The following is a 17,725-nucleotide window of genomic DNA, read 5'->3' as shown; positions in this document are numbered from 1 at the left end:
AGCCTTTCTAGGTTTAGATCAACGAAAGTTTGTTGTCGGGCGCCGATTAAACAGCTCAAGCTTCGGTCGTTACCCTTAATACCTCTTCTAAGGTGGTGATACCCTGCAAGGCTTTGCCGACGCCGTCTTCGTACATGGTTTGCATGCCTTCCTGGATCGCGGTTTGCTGGATCACGAAAGCTTCTTCGTGTTTCATGATTTGCTTGCGGATCGTGTCGGTCATCGTCAAAAATTCGATGATCGCCAGTCGGCCTTTATAGCCGATGCCGTTACAGGTGGGACAGCCGACCGGTTTGTGAAGCAGGATTTCGCCGGTAGGTTGCCACTGTCTAAGTTTCATTTCTTCGATCAGCGTGTCCGAGGCCGGGTGGGCTTGTTTGCAGTGCGGACAGAGGCGGCGCACCAAGCGCTGGGCCAGAATGCCGTTGATGGTAGAGCTGAGCAGGTATTCTTCCAGGCCCATGTCCTGCAAGCGGGTGACGCCGGCGGCGGCGTCGTTGGTGTGCAGGGTGGACAGCACCAAGTGACCGGTCAGCGCCGATTGCACGGCAATTTTTGCGGTTTCCAGGTCGCGCATCTCGCCGATCATGATCACGTCCGGGTCTTGGCGGACGATGGAGCGCAAGGCCGAAGCGAAGGTTAAACCGATCTGCGGTTTGGCTTGAATCTGGTTGATGCCTTCCAGCTGATATTCCACCGGATCTTCGACCGTGATAATCTTGCGCTCGGAGGTGTTCAGGGTTTTTAATGCGGCATACAACGAGGTGGATTTACCGCTACCGGTCGGGCCGGTGATCAGCAAAATGCCATGCGGTTGGGCCAGCACTTCCATGAAACGTTCAGCCTGTTTGCCGACGAAACCCAGGGTTTCGAAATCCAATACCGCGTTTTCCTTGTCCAGCAAGCGGATCACCACGCTTTCGCCGTGCAGGGTAGGGATGGTGGAAACCCGCAAATCCAGCTCCTTGCCTATCATTTGCAGTTTGATGCGGCCGTCCTGCGGCAGGCGGCGTTCGGCGATATTGAGCTTGGCCATGATCTTGATCCGCGACAGCACGGCGGCGGTGGAGGCGACCGGCGGCGAGTCGATGTCTTGCAATACGCCGTCGATGCGAAGGCGCACTTTCAGACTTTGTTCGAAGGGCTCGATATGCACGTCGGAAGCGCGGCTTTCCACGGCTTTTTGCAGGATGAAGTTCACCATCTTGATGATGGGCGCTTCGCTGGCCAGGTCTTTCAGATGTTCAAGGTCTTCGCTGCCTTCTTCCTCGACATTGAGGTTGTCCATCAGCTTGTCCATTTGCGACTTGCCTTCGCCGTATTGCAATTCCAACGCGGCGTCTATTTCCGAAAGCTGGCCGATTTGCAATTTAATAAGTTTGCCGGTGGCGAGCTGCAAAGCTTGCGTCACATAGTCATCTTCCGGGTCCATCACCGCGACTTGGATCTGCTCGTCGTCCGCCGCCAGACCTACGGCATGGTATTGCTTTAAAAAACGCTGCGAAACGCTATCTGGCAGCGGCGTTTGCGGCGGGTACTGTGCCGGACCTACGCGAGCAATCCCGCTGGCTTCGGCGAAGCTGCCGGCGATGTCGCTGTCCGAACACAAACCCAGTTTGATCAGCAGTTGCGGCACGGAGTCGTCCAATGCCGATTTTTGCATGCGGCGGACTTTACTCAAATCGCTGTCGGAGAGCTTACCTTTCCTTTTTAACAAGCTGAGAAAGGCGGCGTATTTTTCGGGGTTTTCCACGGTTTCCATGTTCACTGTATCAGCCTAAACTTGCAGAACTCGGGCGCATTGTAGCGATTTTCCACTCAGTCCGGCAGTAATTGTTTATGGGATGGTGACTCTTGCGCCGCGTTAGAGAGGGAATGAGGCGCTGCTCGAACAGTTTCTTGTTTTTGGGGTGGCGAGTGTTGGGGATTTTGACGCCCTTGGGTTCCCGCTTTTGTCAGATCGCACCATGGTGAGTTTACGGTTAAATACTGATCAATTGCTTGGTAGGTTGATCATGATGGCAAGCCCCAATAGCTTGCCATCGCCCCTATATCTGCCAGCACCTTTGTCAAAAGCAAATGTCTGTAGCCATCCTTATATAAATTCAGATGTCAGATCATTTGAAGCGTTTGACCAAACGGGTATTGCCGATACAATCCATGACAAGCTCAACAAAACGTAAATATACGGCTATGGCAGAAAGTACTCACCCCCCTAGAACGTTGCTATTGGTCGACGACGAACCGAACATTATTAATGCGCTGAAACGTACGTTGCGCAGAGATGGCTACAGCATACTCACTGCCAATGGTGCGGAAGAAGCGCTTGATTTACTTGTCGATCATAAAATAGCCCTGATCATATCCGATCAGCGTATGCCTAAGATGAGCGGTGTGGAATTTTTGCGCAAAGTTAAAGAGCTCTATCCAAAAACCGTACGGGTGGTGTTATCCGGCTTTACCGATCTTGAATCGGTGACTGGCGCCATCAATGAAGGGGCGATTTACCGATTTATGACTAAGCCGTGGGATGACGAGTTGCTGCGTAAGAACGTTCGCGAAGCGTTTGAATATCATGAAATGGAACAGGAAAATCAACGGCTGACTCGAGAGCTCCAACATTCAAACGATTTACTTGCCAGACTTAATCAAAGTTTGGAACAACAAGTGATGCAAAAAACCCGTGAAATCGTACACAACATCAAAATGCTGGAAATATCTCAGGAAATACTTGAACATTTGCCGTTGGCTATTCTTGGCCTTGATGAACAACACATGATCGCCTCTTCCAATCGACTTGCGGACTCGCTATTCCAGCGTTATCCCAACGAATGCTTGCTTGGCCTGCAAGCAGAGAGTGTTTTGCCCGCCCCCTTATTGCATGTATTACAGCAAACCAAGGATTCTGAAACTGCGGCAGAATTTAACGGCAGCTGCTTAGATTTAGGCAATAGTAAGACCCTGTACGTGTGGATAAGCCCAATGGGTGAACTTAGTCAATCAAAAGGCACTATAGTGGCGCTTTCGTCAGTCAAGACATAACCTTGACTGTCTCAGAAAAGTACAGAGGTGGAGTTTGCCGACATGAATACGAAATCCCAAGCGACCCTGCTGGCTGATTTGCCGTCCTTACCCACCGTAATCATGGATGCCTTGCAGTTCACGGCCGACAAGCAAAACTTGTCCAATCTCGCCAACAAAATTAGTCAAGACCCACACATGGCGGTACGCATTTTGCGCGTCGCCAATTCGCCTTTTTACGGTAGGTCTCGAGAAATTGGTTCTTTGCAGGAAGCGGTGGTGGTGTTGGGACTTAACCGGGTAAAAAACCTGTTGTTAGGCCTTGGTTTTATGAACCTGTTTCGGTTGGACCGCCAAGATTTCGACTACTCACAGTTTTGGCATCACAGCATGGCAGTCGCGGAGTGTGCTCGACAATTGGCGATTCATACCGGTATGGATCAGGATATTGCTTTTACGGCGGGATTGCTGCATGACATCGGGCTGCTGGCCATTGTTTTGTTATTTCCAGACGATTTCAGCCGTATTACTACGGGGCAACATCTCAATCGAATTGAAGCGGAACGGCGCGTTTTGGGGTTTGATCATGCGGAGATCGGCTGCAATGTCGCAAAGCATTGGAATTTACCGATGGCGATTCAGCATGCTATCGAACAGCACGAAATCCCACGCGGGCAAGATGAAGGGAAATCGTTAGAATTGATGATCCATATGGCCAATTTTCTGGTACTTGCCACACAACGCGACGACCAGGCTTTTGAGTATCCGGAGTCTATTGTGCAGATACTTGAGATGCTGAACATTCCTCTTGACCAAGCCATAGACTGGGCTAATTCTAGTCAACAATTCGCCAATCAGGTCGTCGCCAGTCTATAAATTCGGGAGCATTATGTTATTAACTGAATCGCAACAATGGGACTGGATTTATAACCTCTACCAATTAGGGCAATCCGATGCGTTTGAAGAAGATACAAACAAGATATTCGAAAAATTACTGCGTCATATTGTAGAGGGATTTAGAGCCGATACCGGCTCATTAGTCTTGTATGAAGGCGAAGACAGCAGCTGTTTAACCATAGTCGCTGCGCTCGGTTTGCCTGAGGAATGTGTCGGCAGCGCGATACCCAATGGCAACGGCGTGATAGCTTGGGTATTGGCCAACCAGCAGGCGCTATTGATCAAGGGCGACATCAATAAAGACTCGCGCTTTCTCCGCTACCCACCCAAAACCAAAACCCGCATACCGGTTGCCTCCATGTGCTGGCCATTGCAGATAGGCCAGCGCTTGATTGGCGCATTATCGGTCAACAGTTTTAACGATGAGTGTAGTTACACGGGAGCGGATTTAGACCACGGACAAAAATTAGTTAATCCGATCACGCTCGTGATCGACAACATTAGGTTACATGGTGATCAACGCAAGCGCATCCAGCAGCTTGCCAACGCAAATCAACGCTATGCCAATGCCAACCAGCAATTAATAGAGGCTCACAAACGCTTGAATGAGTCGGAAAAACGCCTTAACGACATTTTAAATTCACTGGATAGCGTGGTCTGGTCGATGGAGCCGGTCACGATGAAATTGCTGTATCTCAACAAGGCCGCCACTGAGGTATCCGGTCGGCCGGTCGAGGATTTTTTAAACGATCCGCAGTTATGGCTGAATATTATTGATCCGACTGATAGAAAGCAGGTGGAAGCCAGTCTGGCCGATTTAAAGACTAACAGTATCCAGAAAGTCATCTATCGTATTCACCGCCCCGATGGCGGGCTTCGTTGGTTGTTTCATCGCATGTGCGCCGTTTGCGATGATGCCGGCTCACCGGTACGCATCGACGGCATCACTGTGGATATTACCCAGCATAAAAATGCCGAAGACTTGCTGAAACAGCGCAATCAGGAATTACAGACAGCCCTCGACACCATACAAGAAGTCCAGCAGCAATTGGTACAGTCCGAAAAAATGTCTTCTATCGGCCAATTGGCGGCGGGCGTCGCGCATGAAATCAACAATCCTATCGGCTATATCAACTCCAATCTCACTTCATTGAAAACCTACGTGGAAGATTTGCTGGCCTTGGTGGAAAAATATGAAAAAACTGAGGGGGAATGCGCCGACGGCGAACAACTTCGGCAAATTCAGGATTTCAAGCAGCAAATCGATCTGGTTTTTTTAAAAACCGATGTGCTCGATTTATTGGTTGAGTCTCACGAGGGGGCGTCGCGCGTCAAAAAAATCGTTCAGGATCTCAAGGATTTTTCGCATGCTGGCGGTGCCGACGACTGGCAATGGACGAATTTGCACGACTGCTTGGATAGCACACTGAATATCGTCAATAACGAAATCAAATACAAAGCCCGTGTGGTCAAAGCATACGGGGACATCCCGCATGCCTGGTGTTTGCCGCATCAGTTGAATCAAGTATTTATGAATTTGCTGGTCAACGCCGCCCACGCCATTGAAAAGGAAGGTACGATCACCATCCGTACCGGCAGCGAAAACGGCACCCTTTGGGTTGAGGTCAGCGATACGGGGCAAGGTATTTTGCCCGAGCACGCCAATAAAATTTTCGACCCTTTCTTTACCACTAAACCGGTGGGCAAAGGAACGGGATTAGGACTGTCCGTTTCCTACAGCATCGTTAAAAAGCACCAGGGCGAAATTAAGGTAGACAGCCGGATCGGCGAAGGCACCACCTTTCGCGTGGTATTGCCAAAAAAAGAACAGCCGGTCGACTTATGAATTTGCCGCCATCACCAATGACTAATGATCGGCGGGCGGCTTTACTGTTTGTCGATGATGACACCAATGTGCTCAAAGCCTTGCATCGACTGTTTCGGCATGAAAATTACACGCTTTATCTTGCGGAGGGCGGTGCGGAGGGCTTGACGGTTTTGCGCGAGCATACCGTTGATATAGTTGTTTGCGATATGCAGATGCCGACAATGAGCGGCGCCGAATTTTTCGCTCAAGCATTTGAGCGATGGCCCGATACCGTGCGTATCTTGTTAACAGGCTATGCCGATTTAGAATCGACTATCCAAGCAGTCAACAAAGGCCGGATTTACAGTTATTGCACGAAACCCTGGAATGGCGAAGAATTAAAACTATTGATTCATAACGCACTGCAAGAAAAACGTTTGCGTGAAGAACAGGAACGCTTATCGGCTATCATCCGGCAACAGAACGATGCACTGAAAGCCATCAACGAACATCTGGAAGAAAAAGTCGAACAACGTACAGCAGAGCTGGCGCAAGCCAATAAAACCCTGTTGCTCCACAATCAAGCCATTGAAGCCGCACGCAATGGCATCACCATTACCGATGCCAGACAAGCCGGCAATCCCCTGGTTTATGCCAACCCGGCGTTTCAACGCATTACCGGTTACGACAAAGCGGAAGTACTTGGCCGTAACCTTTCGTTTCTGCTGGGCGAGGATCATGATCAGCCTGGCTTGGAGAGTCTCCGAATTGCAATTCGCCGGAAGACAACCGGCTATGCCGTTATCCGTAATTATCGCAAGGATGGCTCGTTGTTCTGGAATGAACTGGCTATCGCGCCAATCAAAAACGCCAACGATGAAGTGACGCACTTTGTCGCCATCGTCGACGATATTACCGAATTCAAATCCAACCAGGCACAGTTGGAATATCGAGCCAACTATGATGATCTAACCGGGCTGGTCAATCGCAATCTTCTTAATGATCGTCTAAATAACGCCATCAGTACCGCGCAACGCGAGCACAAAGTATTCTGCCTGTTTTTTATGGATCTCGATGACTTTAAAGTCATCAATGACACGATGGGACATTCGGTGGGGGATGAGTTCCTAAAAATCATTGCCGGGCGACTGCTGAATTGCGTCCGAGCTTGCGATAGCGTAGCGCGATATGGCGGCGATGAATTTGTCTGTGTATGTCCAAGCATCGCTAAAACCGATGATGCTGCTTTGATCGCGGCGCGAATCATTACCGAAATCTCGCAGCCTCTACAGCTGAATGGGCACACCCTGCATGGGGCGGTAAGTATCGGCATCAGTTTTTATCCTGCAGACGGGGCGGACAAAGAGACCCTGCTTCAGCATGCGGATACCGCCATGTATGACGCTAAGGATAAGGGTAGGAATAGCTTTAGTTTTTATACTCAAGCGTTTAACCAACGCCTTATGCAGCGTTTGATGCTGGAGGAAGACTTGCGCCAGGCTTTACGATTGGAGCAATTTGTCGTCTGTTATCAACCCAAGTTCGATTTGCATAGTGAACAAATTAGCGGTATGGAGGCTTTGCTGCGCTGGAACCATCCGGAAAAGGGCTTGATTCCCCCCGATCACTTCATTCCATTGACGGAAGATACCGGCTTGATTCTGCCGATAGGCGAATGGGTGTTGCATACGGCCTGTTTGCAAGCTAAAGCTTGGCAGTTGGCGGGACTACCCGCCATCAATATGGCGATCAATGTTTCACCCAAACAGTTGCATAGCCCCACGTTTGATCAAACTATTACCCGTGTTTTACAACAAAGTGGATTGGACGCGAGTTTTCTGGATTTAGAGATAACCGAAGGCGCGGTGATGCAAGACCCGGATAATGTAGCCATTACTTTGACCCGGCTAAAGAATATCGGCATTCGCATTTCCATGGACGATTTTGGTACGGGTTATTCAAGTTTGAGTTACTTAAAACGATTTCCCTTCGATAATCTTAAAATAGACAAGGCATTTATCAACGATATTCCGTTGGGAGAGGGCGATGTTACATTAGTGTTGACCATTATTGCGATGGCGCACAACTTTAAACTTAAAGTGGTAGCCGAAGGGGTTGAAACACAGGCACAGATGGATTTTTTGGCGCGGAATGGCTGCGATGAAATTCAGGGTTATTTCTTTAGTCGACCGTTGCCGGCTTCGGAAGTGGAGCAACTGCTGAAAAAAACCAACTGACCGGGACAGCCAATTTCGCTTATTCGCGGATAACGGGATTTTTCATCTAATGATCATGAAATAAGCCGCGTAACTTTGGCAAACAAAAGTTTTTTGTAGCACAAAAACCGATAATGAATGCCATTCGGCGGACTGCCGGCGCGCTCCCCAGGAGACTATTTTTACCTTACTGACATTAGCACCTGACTTTGAATTATAGATTATGATTAGCCCTAGTGTCTAAACCGAGGTGGGGTACTCGCTATGCTTGAATCGAAAGCTGAAACTCTGCGGATACAAAAGCTGCACGAATGCTGCATCCTCGACACGCCCCCCGAATCAAACTTTGACGACATTGTCCGGCTGGCGGCACTAATGTGTGATACGCCTTTTGCGGTGATCACACTGGTCGATAATGACCGCGAGTGGTTCAAAGCCAAAAAGGGCATAGCGGCCAACGAACAATCCAGAGACTGCGGATTCGGCACACCAACCCTATTACGCCCGGATGTGTTGGTTGTACCGCATCTCGAGCATGACAGTCGCTTCGCGGCCAATCCCCTAGTGGTGTCCGAGCCGCATATCCGTTTCTATGCGGGCAGCCCGATTCTAATTCCCACTGGTGAAGCATTAGGTGCGCTTTGTGTGTTCGACGTCGTACAGCGCGAGTTAAGCGTCAATCAACTTGCGGGCCTCAAGCTTCTTGCTCGCCAAGTCGGTGCAGCCTTGGCGCGCAGACACAAGGAAAAAAGCCGGTCCGACATCCTGGAAAAACCCACTGCCCAAGCCTTGCCGGCCGACTTGGGCCGGCAAGATACAGCGCACAACCCCGAACATTTTAACGGCGCCATATTGGATTCCTTATCAAAACAATACTGTGTGTTGGATGACGCGGCCAATATCTTGAAAGTCAGCAGGCCTTGGCTTGATTTCGATCAGGCATACACCGGGGATAAAGCCAGCCTTCAAACCGGACAGAATTATCTGGCCCTGCTGGACACCGGGCTGACCAACGATAGAGGCGGAAAGGTGTTCGCAGAGGGGATTAGGTCGGTTTTGAACGGCACTTTATCCCGCTTTTCGCTTGAATATCCTTATTGTACCGGTTCCGGTCAGCTTTGGTTTGCAGGGAAAGTCATCCTGTTTCCCGACCAGAACTTAGCCCGGCTTATCGTAATCCATGACAATATTTCCGAACATAAACAACGTGAGGAGCGGTTGCGGCAAGCAGTGGAGTCGGCGCCGAATGCCATCGTGATGGTGAATGAGTCCGGCACCATTGTTATGGTGAATGCGCAAACGGAAGCATCGTTCGGTTACGCGCGAACCGAACTGATCGGGCAGAGGGTGGAGATGTTGATTCCGGAACGTTTTCGCGGCGCACATATCGGTTTCCGCCGGGCTTACCTTGCCGATCCGGTTTCGAGGCCTATGGGGGCCGGACGCGATCTGTACGGGCTACGCAAGGACGGTACCGAATTTCCGGTCGAAATCGGCCTGGGTCTGATCGAAAGCCATGAAGAAACCCTGGTGCTCAGCTCGATCGTCGACATTACCGAGCGCAAGCGCCTGGAACAACGATTCCGGCAAGCGGTGGAGTCGGCGCCGAATGCCATCGTGATGGTGAATGAGTCCGGCACCATCGTGATGGTGAATGCGCAAACGGAAGCCTCCTTCGGTTACGCGCGAACCGAACTGATCGGGCAAATGGTGGAGATGTTGATTCCCGAGCGATTTCGCGACGGACATGTCGGTTTCCGCCGGGCCTACCTAGCCGATCCGGTTTCGAGGCCGATGGGAGCCGGACGCGATCTGTACGGGCTACGCAAGGACGGCACCGAATTTCCGGTCGAAATCGGCCTGGGTCTGATCGACGACGATAATGGCATCATCGTCCTCAGCTCCATCGTTGATATTACCGAGCGCCAGAGTGCCCACGATAAGCTGAAACAAACCCTCAACGAGAAAGAAATGCTGCTTAAGGAGGTCTATCACCGGGTCAAGAATAACCTACAGGTGGTGTCCAGTCTGATCAACCTCCAAGCCGGCAATGTAACGAGTCCGGAGACCGCCGATTTACTCAAACAAAGTGCTGATCGCATCAAAGCCATGGCTTTGTTACACGAAAAACTTTATCAATCCAAAGACTTGGCCAGGATAGATTTCAACGAATACATTCGTAGCCTATCCGACAATTTGCTGTTCGGCTATGGCGCGTGTTCCGACAAACTCAAGCTCAACATGAAGATAGACAATGTGTTTCTCGATGTCGATACCGCGATACCTTGCGGCCTGATCATCAACGAATTACTGTCCAACGCCATTAAGTACGCATTTCCCGGAGATCGGCGCGGCGAAATCGGCATCGCTTTCACACAGGAGCAAGGCGAATACATCCTGATAATCTCCGATAACGGCATCGGCCTTCCCAGCGAAATGGATTTCAAAAAAAGCAGCTCGCTGGGTCTGCAATTGGTTGATACCTTGACCAATCAACTCATGGGACAGATGAGCCTGGATCGGACAAACGGATCCACCTTTACTCTGCGTTTTACTAAAACTTGTTAAGCGGGAGGGGCTCCGCATGTTAGCCAGTAGAATTATGATCGTCGAGGATGAAGGCATTATTGCCATGGATATTCGTAGGCAGTTGGAAGGCTTCGGTTATGAGGTGGTCGCGACTGCTTTTTCGGGAGGCCAAGCCATTACGCTGGCCAATGAGCATAAGCCCGATTTAGTCATGATGGATATTGTGTTGAAAGGCGAGATGGACGGTATCAGCGCGGCGCATGCCATAGCTGAGTCTCTGCATATTCCCGTGATTTTTCTGACGGCTTATAGCGACCCGGCTACCTTGTTGCGCGCGAAAGCCACAGGCGCATACGGCTATTTGATCAAGCCGTTCCGGCCGGATGAACTGCACGCTTCCATCGAAGTCGCTTTGTATAAGTATCAGCTGGAACGCAAGCTGAAGGAGAGCGAACAGTGGTTTGGCAAAACCCTGCACTGTATCAGTGACGCCGTCATTGCCACCGACGCTGAAGGGGTCATCCGGTTTATGAATCCGGTGGCCGAAACGATAACGGAACACAGTCTGGAACAGGCCAAAGGTAAACGGGTCAGCGAACTCATGACGCTGATAGCTGAGTCGAGCCGCAGTGTCATTGAAAACCCGGTCCTCAGTACATTACAGAATCGGACCGTGACCGGCATTGACTGCCCCACTTTGTTCGTTAGTCAGTCAGGAGTGGAAATTCCGGTGGACGACGGCGCCGCCCCGATACTCGATGACGATGGAACCTTGTTGGGTGCTGTGATGGTATTTCGGGACATCACCGCCCGTCGGCAAATGGAACATTTACTGCGGGAAAGCGAAGAACGTTTCCATAGCTCATTCGAATTGGCCGCTATCGGCATGGCGCTGATAGCCCTGGACGGCAGTTTCCTGCAAGTCAATAATGCCCTCTGTGAAATTTTTGGTTACACGCGGGATGAGTTGCTGGGCTCCAATCTGCAAATACTCACGCATGCAGACCATCATGATAAAGTAATAAACCTTTACTTGCGGCAATTGGTAACCGACGTACTGCCGACGTTTCAGATCGAGGTGGAGTGCCTTCATAAAATGGTCGGCAAGACCATTTGGACTATGATCAGCGCCTCGCTGGTTCGCACTGCCGGCGGCGAGCCGCAGTATTTCATTGTGCAAATTCAGAATATTTCCAACCGTAAATACGCCGAACAGCAATTGATCTATCTGGCCAATCACGACCCCTTGACCGGGCTACTGAATCGCGACCAGTTTCATAACCGCCTTACTCAAGCATTATCGACCGGTCAAAGACATAACCGTAAATTGGCCGTGATGTATCTGGATTTGGATCGCTTCAAGTTGATCAACGATACGCTGGGCCATCGCTTGGGCGATTTATTGCTGCAAGCCGTCAGCGACCGCCTGAGAGCCTCGGTGCGCTCGAACGATATTCTGGCTCGGTTGGGCGGTGACGAGTTTATCGTGTTGTTGAGTGACATCAACCAAATCGACGATGTAGCCAGAATTGCTCAAAAGACCCTGGACATCCTCACCCAGCCGTTTACCTTGGAAGGCAATGATCTTGTGGTCACCGCCAGCATTGGTATCAGTATTCATCCCGACGACGGCAAGGACAGTCATTCGCTGTTAATGAACGCCGACACGGCCATGTATTTGGCCAAAGACCGTGGTAAAAACAACTTTCAGTTTTATACCCTGGAAATGACTGAAAAATCGATCGAACGCATGAAGGTGGAACGGGGCCTGAGGCATGCCTTAGCCCATGATGAATTACGGCTGCATTATCAGCCTCAGGTCTGTACCGGCAGCGGCGTGGTGGTCAGCGCGGAAGCGCTGGTGCGTTGGCAGCATCCGGAATGGGGCTTGGTGTATCCGGACCGATTCATTACCGTGGCGGAAGAAACCGGACTGATCGTGCCTATTGGTGCCTGGGTGTTGCGTGAGGCCTGTTTACAAGCCAAAACCTGGATTGAAAATGATGGGCCATTCGGCGGTGTAGCCGTGAACGTATCGGCGCGCCAATTCCTCGATACCAACCTGTTTCAAACAGTAAAACGAACCTTGGCCGAAACCGGCCTTAATCCCAGCGCCCTGGAACTTGAAATCACCGAATCGGCAATTATGCAGGATCCCGAGAACACGCTGCAGGTATTGCATCAGTTTCAAGGGCTTGGGGTGCGGCTCAGCATCGACGATTTTGGTACAGGTTATTCCAGCTTGACCTACCTGCGCCGATTTCCGATACAAAGCGTCAAAATAGATCGATCCTTTGTGATTGATCTTCCTGGCGACGACGGCAGTAAAACCCTTGTCCGGGCCATCACTGCTCTGGCCCATGAGCTTAACTTGTCTGTCGTGGTCGAAGGGGTGGAAACCAAGGGTCAATTATCCTTTCTAACTGAGCAAAAATGCGATTCGCTGCAGGGCTACATGTTTAGCAGACCCGTGAGTGCGGAACAATTTCAACAGAATTTTATTAATTCCGGTTTTAAGACCTACCTTCCGAATACCTCAAACGATCAACCTTGAAATTAAAATTTAACAAAAACCAGCAACTTGTAAAGATGATTTAGGGATACAGCTCTCTTGGGTGAGGCAGCAGTTCCAATATCTTGCTGACAGGCACCACCGTTTTTGCGGCAAGGATTAAACTAGGGGTCTTTTATACAGAGGACGTGGAGGCGGGATTATGCGAAGAATCAAAGCCATAAGCTGTGTGCCCTGGGTGTTGGGCTTGTGCAGCGCTTGCAGTGCGGATTGGCCGCAGCGGCTTGGTTATCATGTGCTGCAGAACGCCGGGCAATTGCAGTGCCAAAAAGCCATGGCCAACGATTGCGAACGGCGGCAAAGTTACGACGCCTATCAGCGCGAACGGCAGCAACTCAAGTAGCCGCTAAATACTGTTCAGCAACGACAATTCCGCCGGATGCGGCAGCATGTAATAGGAGTTGTCGATAAAGTCATCCGGCTCTCTGCGGAAATGATGGCGGAGCAGGGTGAGCGGCACAATCAACGGCAATAAACCAATCCGATAGTTTTCGATGGTTTCCACCAGTTCCTGTTTGTCGTCGCTGTCCAGCTTGTGCTTTAAATAGCCCTGGATGTGTTGCAAGACATTAACATGGTTGCCGCGGGTGGCGACGATTTTCAGACAAGTCATCAAGGCTCCGATATAGGCAGCGGCGGTGTTTTCAATATCTGCGTTAGTGACGCCGGCAATAATTCTTCCCAGCTCGCGGGCCTGGTTTTGCTCGTGGCTCATCGCGATCAATTTATGCCGGCTGTGAAAGGTAATCAAACCATGCGCTGTTAAACCCTGCTCGCATAAGTCCCGCCAGCGGCGCATCACAAATACGCGCTGGATAAAGTTTTCCCGCAGGCCCGGATCACCCAGCCGGCCTTCTTCTTCCACCGGCAGGCTAGGGAAAGTGCGCTGTAAATAGTCGGCAAAAATGCCGGTGCCTTGCCGCGCGGGGATGTCGTTTTTATAAATTTTGACGCGGGTCATGCCACAGCTGGGCGAATCTTTTTTCAGAATGTAGCCGCACAAGCCGCCCAGCCAATCATGTTGCCGGGCGGAGGCCTGTTCCAAGCGGTCCGTCACGTCGAAACTATGGTCCTTCACGCCGACGCAACGAATGCCGTCCGCGGTTTCCCGCAACTGTACGCAGGGGCGGGGGATGCCCAAACCGGCTTCGACTTCCGGACAGAATGCTCTAAATTCGAAGTATTGGCCCAGCGTGCGTTCGATGTAGCTGTGATATTTGTGCGCGCCGTCGTAGCGCACTTCTTGGCCTAACAAACAGGCGCTGATGCCCACCGAAATTTTCTGCATACTTAATCCTGTTATTGCTTGGGGTGTTGGTCAAAAATCAGTTTGTCAGTGGCAAAACCCAGGGTTTTGGCTTGTTCTATTAAATCTTTTTGGATGCTCGGTTCCAGCTCCGGGCTGCGGGCCAGTATCCATAAATAATCGCGATCCGGGCCGGCGATCATCACATAGCGGTAAGCGGTTTTATCCAATGCAATGATGTTATACGCCCCGTAAAACGGTCCGAAGAAAGAGACTTTCAGGCGGCCGATCTCTGGTTTGTCAATAAAGTAAGCTTTGCCTTCGGCGATTTTTCGTTGGCCTCGCTCGGCGTCGTAGCCGCTGTTTAACACTTTGACGCCGTCGTCATCGCGCAGGCTGTATTCGGCGCTGATGTCGGTCAGGCCGCGCTCGAAGCTGTGATCGAGGCGGGCGATTTCGTACCAGGTGCCCAGATAGCGGTTCAATTCGAAGCCGTCTATCACTTTCACGCCTTCCGGGATGCCGGTGCAGGCGCATAGCAAGCTGAATAACAGTATGGGTAGATAACGCATGGTTTACTCCGCTGGCGCCGTGGTATTGCCCAGGGCTTTGAATTGGGCTTTGATTAGCTGGCTTTGTAAGCCGTGGTCAACTTTTGGTCGAGGGTAGTCGCCGGCTTGCGGATGCTTTTCCCATTTGTGGATGACTTCTGCCGGGAAGCGTTGCAACTCCGGAATCCAGGTCTTGATATACACACATTGTGGATCGAACTTTTTCTGCTGTAGCCAGGGATTGAAGATCCGGAAATACGGTTGCGCATCGCAGCCTGTGGACGCTGCCCATTGCCAGTTGCCGTTGTTGACGCAAGGGTCGTAATCCAGCAAGCGTTGCGCGAAATAGCGTTCGCCCCAGCGCCAGGATACGTGTAAATCCTTGACCAAAAACGATGCAACGATCATCCGCAAGCGGTTATGCATCCAGCCGGTTTGGTTCAATTCGCGCATGGCCGCGTCCACAATCGGAAAGCCGGTTTGGCCGTTGGCCCAGGCCCAAAAATCTTCTTGGCCGTTGCGCCACAGCAAACCGTCGTAACGCCTGTCAAAGGCGTGACCGAATACATGCGGAAAATAAAAGCCGATATGGGTGAAAAAATCCCGCCAATACAACTGCCGGAGCAAGGGATGTTCGGGATCAAGTTCGGCTTGGATGCTGTAAAAAGCCTCGCGTACCGAGCAACAGCCGAATTTTAAATAGGCTGAGAGCTGGCTGGTGGCGGCCATGGCCGGAAAATCGCGAACGGCAAGGTAGTTTTTGCAGTTGCCGATGATGGCTAATCGCGCCAACGCCGCTTGCCTGCCACCGGGCAATGCATTGTGGTGCGGCTGCTGCAGCTGCTGTATTACTTCCGGTTTGTGTCCGGCATAGGCTTTTGCCGATAGTTTACCCGCTGCCAAGCCTTGCGGAGCCGATACCGGCTGGAGCCGGGCTTGCCGGTGAAATGCGGTGAATACCTGATAAGGCTTGCCGTTGCTTCTTAAACCTTGCTCGGGTTCGGTCAGTAGCAGATCGGCTTGGCTGTGAAAAGCCAGATGCAGTGTTTCGCATTGTTCGCGCAGCTCGTTGTCCCGTTGCCGGCTGAACGGGCTGTAGTCGCGATTGACAAATACCGCTTCGATGCCTAAGTCCTGCTGCAAAGGCTGGAGCAGATGCGCCGGCTGAGCGTTGAAAATGTACAGCAGGGCGCCTTGCTGTTGCAGTTGTTGCTGCAAATCGCTCAGCGACTCCAGCATGAATTGCAAGCCCGGCGTGCTTTGGTAAGGATGGGTTTGGATTTGCCGGGGATCGAAGATAAAGCAGGCAATGACTTGCCCGGACTGGTTTAGTGCGGCGTTCAGAGCGGTGTTATCTTCCAGGCGTAAATCGCGGCGGAAAATGAACAGCGAGGTTTTGTAGGTTTTTTTTGCCATCGGCTCAACAGTCGCCCCAATGAATAATCATTTGTTGGCAATTAAACAGAATATTGGGGTAATACTGATAAATCACCCAGCGCAGCAGCAAATCGAAATATGCCGCTACCGTCATCAGTCGCGCCAAGGCGGCCCAAACTCTGCTGGCGCCTTTGTCGGAGCAACGCCACACGGCGCCGGTCCAGTAAATCAGCGGCATCGCCATAATAATATGGATGGTCACCCAGCTGGCGACGGTGAAGTTGCCTTCGTTAATTCGGTAGTCGATGAAAAACAATACGGCGTTGTACAGGATAAAAAACGGGTAAAACGCATCTTTTAAGCGCAGATAACCCAGCCAGCTCCATTGCAGGTAAAAATACAGCGTGGCCGGCGTGCGTTCTTCCCATTCCTGGGCGGGTGAGGGCGTCAGATAAAATACCAGCGTGCCCAATGCCAGCGCGACCAACAGCGCTTCGTACCAGGTGACGAACGAGGTAAAGGCAAATAGCAGGGAAAGACTGTCGATCAACATAAGAATGCCCGTTTTTATATCTAGGGTTTATGCAAAATATCGCGCAATGCGGTATCCAGCTGTGAATATTTAAATGCAAAGCCCTGGGCCAGTAACCGCTCCGGCAGAACGCGCTGGCTGCCCAAGACTAGCGCCGCCATTTCGCCCAGCAATAATTTAAGGGGCGCTTCCGGCAGCGGCAGGAGCAGTGGCCGCTGAAGTACGCTGGCCAAGCTGACGCTGAATTGTTGGTTGCTGACCGGTTCTGGGGCTGTGGCATTGTATGGGCCGCGCATTGCCGGTTGATCTAGCATCGATTCGACGATAGCCAACCAGTCGTGCAGATGTATCCAGGACATCCATTGTTTGCCATTTCCCATGCGGCCGCCTAATCCCAAGCGAAACGGCAACAGCATGCGTTTCAGTATGCCACCATTATCACCCAGCACCAAGCCGGTGCGTATTAGGCAGACCCGGCTGCCGAATTTTTCCGCCGCTAAGGCTGCCGATTCCCAATCCGCGCACAACTGCTGGGAAAAATCGGCAATGCTCGCGCTATTTTCAGTCAGAAACTTATCGCCTTGATCGCCGTAGATGCCGATAGCCGAACCGCTTACCAGCACAGGCGCGGGCTGCGCCGAGGAGGCTATCCAGGCCACCAACTGCTCGGTCAGTTTAATCCGGCTATCGCGCAGCAACTGCTTGCGCGCCTCCGTCCAGCGTTGGTCGAAAATACCGGCGCCCGCCAAATTGACTACCGCTTTAAACGTGGCGGCATCCGGTAAATCGGCTACGGAACTGACCGCTTGCACGCTGTTGCCGAAAGTAGCGGCGACTTTTTCGAGGCTACGACTCAGGACCGTCACTGCATAGCCTTTTTGTATAAGCTGTTTGGCCAGTGCACTGCCCAGAAAGCCGGTGCCGCCGCTGATTAAAATCGAGTTTGTATTCATAAGTTCTGCTCCGGAAACTACTGA

At 51.3% G+C, this 17,725-nt stretch carries 13 protein-coding genes; 7 read left to right on the top strand and 6 right to left on the bottom strand.

The window, feature by feature from the left end; all coding sequences use genetic code 11:
- Nucleotides 1-55: 55 nt before the first annotated feature.
- Nucleotides 56-1,762: a type II secretion system ATPase GspE gene (gene gspE, locus ACMXD4_RS14965; RefSeq protein WP_415880835.1), complete on the bottom strand. Its 1,707-nt coding sequence runs from the start codon at nucleotides 1,760-1,762 to the stop codon at nucleotides 56-58.
- A gap of 347 nt (nucleotides 1,763-2,109) precedes the next feature.
- On the opposite strand from gspE, the gene ACMXD4_RS14960 reads away from it, so the two are divergent.
- The 7 genes from ACMXD4_RS14960 to ACMXD4_RS14930 all read left to right on the top strand — a co-directional run bounded on the left by ACMXD4_RS14960 (nucleotide 2,110) and on the right by ACMXD4_RS14930 (nucleotide 13,385).
- Nucleotides 2,110-3,042, top strand: coding sequence for a response regulator (locus tag ACMXD4_RS14960; RefSeq protein WP_415878617.1), 933 nt, complete (start codon nucleotides 2,110-2,112; stop codon nucleotides 3,040-3,042).
- 42 nt (nucleotides 3,043-3,084) lie between these two features.
- The gene (locus tag ACMXD4_RS14955; protein WP_171694844.1) at nucleotides 3,085-3,897 is read left to right on the top strand and encodes an HDOD domain-containing protein; all 813 of its coding nucleotides are present in this window, start codon (nucleotides 3,085-3,087) and stop codon (nucleotides 3,895-3,897) included.
- A 13-nt stretch (nucleotides 3,898-3,910) separates the two neighbouring features.
- The gene (locus ACMXD4_RS14950; protein ID WP_171694845.1) at nucleotides 3,911-5,764 is read left to right on the top strand and encodes an ATP-binding protein; all 1,854 of its coding nucleotides are present in this window, start codon (nucleotides 3,911-3,913) and stop codon (nucleotides 5,762-5,764) included.
- A 17-nt stretch (nucleotides 5,765-5,781) separates the two neighbouring features.
- Nucleotides 5,782-7,962, top strand: a complete 2,181-nt coding sequence (locus ACMXD4_RS14945; RefSeq protein WP_415878616.1) for an EAL domain-containing protein — start codon at nucleotides 5,782-5,784, stop codon at nucleotides 7,960-7,962.
- 243 nt (nucleotides 7,963-8,205) lie between these two features.
- Nucleotides 8,206-10,509 (top strand): PAS domain S-box protein, encoded by a 2,304-nt coding sequence (locus tag ACMXD4_RS14940; protein ID WP_415878615.1) that lies wholly within the window; start codon nucleotides 8,206-8,208, stop codon nucleotides 10,507-10,509.
- A gap of 16 nt (nucleotides 10,510-10,525) precedes the next feature.
- Entirely contained in the window at nucleotides 10,526-13,024 is a 2,499-nt protein-coding gene (locus tag ACMXD4_RS14935) for an EAL domain-containing protein (protein ID WP_415878614.1), read from the top strand.
- A gap of 160 nt (nucleotides 13,025-13,184) precedes the next feature.
- Nucleotides 13,185-13,385, top strand: a complete 201-nt coding sequence (locus ACMXD4_RS14930; RefSeq protein ID WP_033156713.1) for a hypothetical protein — start codon at nucleotides 13,185-13,187, stop codon at nucleotides 13,383-13,385.
- A 3-nt stretch (nucleotides 13,386-13,388) separates the two neighbouring features.
- Here the strand turns inward: ACMXD4_RS14930 and ACMXD4_RS14925 are convergent, their stop codons facing one another.
- The 5 genes from ACMXD4_RS14925 to ACMXD4_RS14905 are packed head-to-tail and all read right to left on the bottom strand — an operon-like array spanning nucleotide 13,389 to nucleotide 17,701.
- Nucleotides 13,389-14,330, bottom strand: coding sequence for a YbgA family protein (locus ACMXD4_RS14925; RefSeq protein ID WP_171694849.1), 942 nt, complete (start codon nucleotides 14,328-14,330; stop codon nucleotides 13,389-13,391).
- Nucleotides 14,331-14,341: 11 nt separating this feature from the next.
- Nucleotides 14,342-14,860, bottom strand: coding sequence for a lipocalin family protein (locus tag ACMXD4_RS14920; protein ID WP_171694850.1), 519 nt, complete (start codon nucleotides 14,858-14,860; stop codon nucleotides 14,342-14,344).
- 3 nt (nucleotides 14,861-14,863) lie between these two features.
- Entirely contained in the window at nucleotides 14,864-16,255 is a 1,392-nt protein-coding gene (locus tag ACMXD4_RS14915) for a cryptochrome/photolyase family protein (protein ID WP_171694851.1), read from the bottom strand.
- A 4-nt stretch (nucleotides 16,256-16,259) separates the two neighbouring features.
- Nucleotides 16,260-16,769, bottom strand: a complete 510-nt coding sequence (locus ACMXD4_RS14910; protein ID WP_171694852.1) for a hypothetical protein — start codon at nucleotides 16,767-16,769, stop codon at nucleotides 16,260-16,262.
- Nucleotides 16,770-16,789: 20 nt separating this feature from the next.
- Nucleotides 16,790-17,701 (bottom strand): TIGR01777 family oxidoreductase, encoded by a 912-nt coding sequence (locus ACMXD4_RS14905; protein WP_171694853.1) that lies wholly within the window; start codon nucleotides 17,699-17,701, stop codon nucleotides 16,790-16,792.
- Between the last annotated feature and the right edge of the window lie 24 nt (nucleotides 17,702-17,725).

Origin of the sequence: Methylomonas sp. TEB, assembly GCF_047777895.1 — a bacterium.
GTDB lineage: Bacteria > Pseudomonadota > Gammaproteobacteria > Methylococcales > Methylomonadaceae > Methylomonas.
Note: the sequence above shows the minus strand (reverse complement) of the source record. Positions and strands in the feature narration are given on the sequence as shown.

Excerpts from the sequence above, each read along its gene's own strand:
- gspE (WP_415880835.1), bottom strand. The coding sequence starts at position 1,762 with ATGGAAACCGTGGAAAACCCCGAAAAATACGCCGCCTTTCTCAGCTTG.
- ACMXD4_RS14960 (WP_415878617.1), top strand. The coding sequence starts at position 2,110 with ATGTCAGATCATTTGAAGCGTTTGACCAAACGGGTATTGCCGATACAA.
- ACMXD4_RS14955 (WP_171694844.1), top strand. The coding sequence starts at position 3,085 with ATGAATACGAAATCCCAAGCGACCCTGCTGGCTGATTTGCCGTCCTTA.
- ACMXD4_RS14950 (WP_171694845.1), top strand. The coding sequence starts at position 3,911 with ATGTTATTAACTGAATCGCAACAATGGGACTGGATTTATAACCTCTAC.
- ACMXD4_RS14945 (WP_415878616.1), top strand. The coding sequence starts at position 5,782 with ATGACTAATGATCGGCGGGCGGCTTTACTGTTTGTCGATGATGACACC.
- ACMXD4_RS14940 (WP_415878615.1), top strand. The coding sequence starts at position 8,206 with ATGCTTGAATCGAAAGCTGAAACTCTGCGGATACAAAAGCTGCACGAA.
- ACMXD4_RS14935 (WP_415878614.1), top strand. The coding sequence starts at position 10,526 with ATGTTAGCCAGTAGAATTATGATCGTCGAGGATGAAGGCATTATTGCC.
- ACMXD4_RS14930 (WP_033156713.1), top strand. The coding sequence starts at position 13,185 with ATGCGAAGAATCAAAGCCATAAGCTGTGTGCCCTGGGTGTTGGGCTTG.
- ACMXD4_RS14925 (WP_171694849.1), bottom strand. The coding sequence starts at position 14,330 with ATGCAGAAAATTTCGGTGGGCATCAGCGCCTGTTTGTTAGGCCAAGAA.
- ACMXD4_RS14920 (WP_171694850.1), bottom strand. The coding sequence starts at position 14,860 with ATGCGTTATCTACCCATACTGTTATTCAGCTTGCTATGCGCCTGCACC.
- ACMXD4_RS14915 (WP_171694851.1), bottom strand. The coding sequence starts at position 16,255 with ATGGCAAAAAAAACCTACAAAACCTCGCTGTTCATTTTCCGCCGCGAT.
- ACMXD4_RS14910 (WP_171694852.1), bottom strand. The coding sequence starts at position 16,769 with ATGTTGATCGACAGTCTTTCCCTGCTATTTGCCTTTACCTCGTTCGTC.
- ACMXD4_RS14905 (WP_171694853.1), bottom strand. The coding sequence starts at position 17,701 with ATGAATACAAACTCGATTTTAATCAGCGGCGGCACCGGCTTTCTGGGC.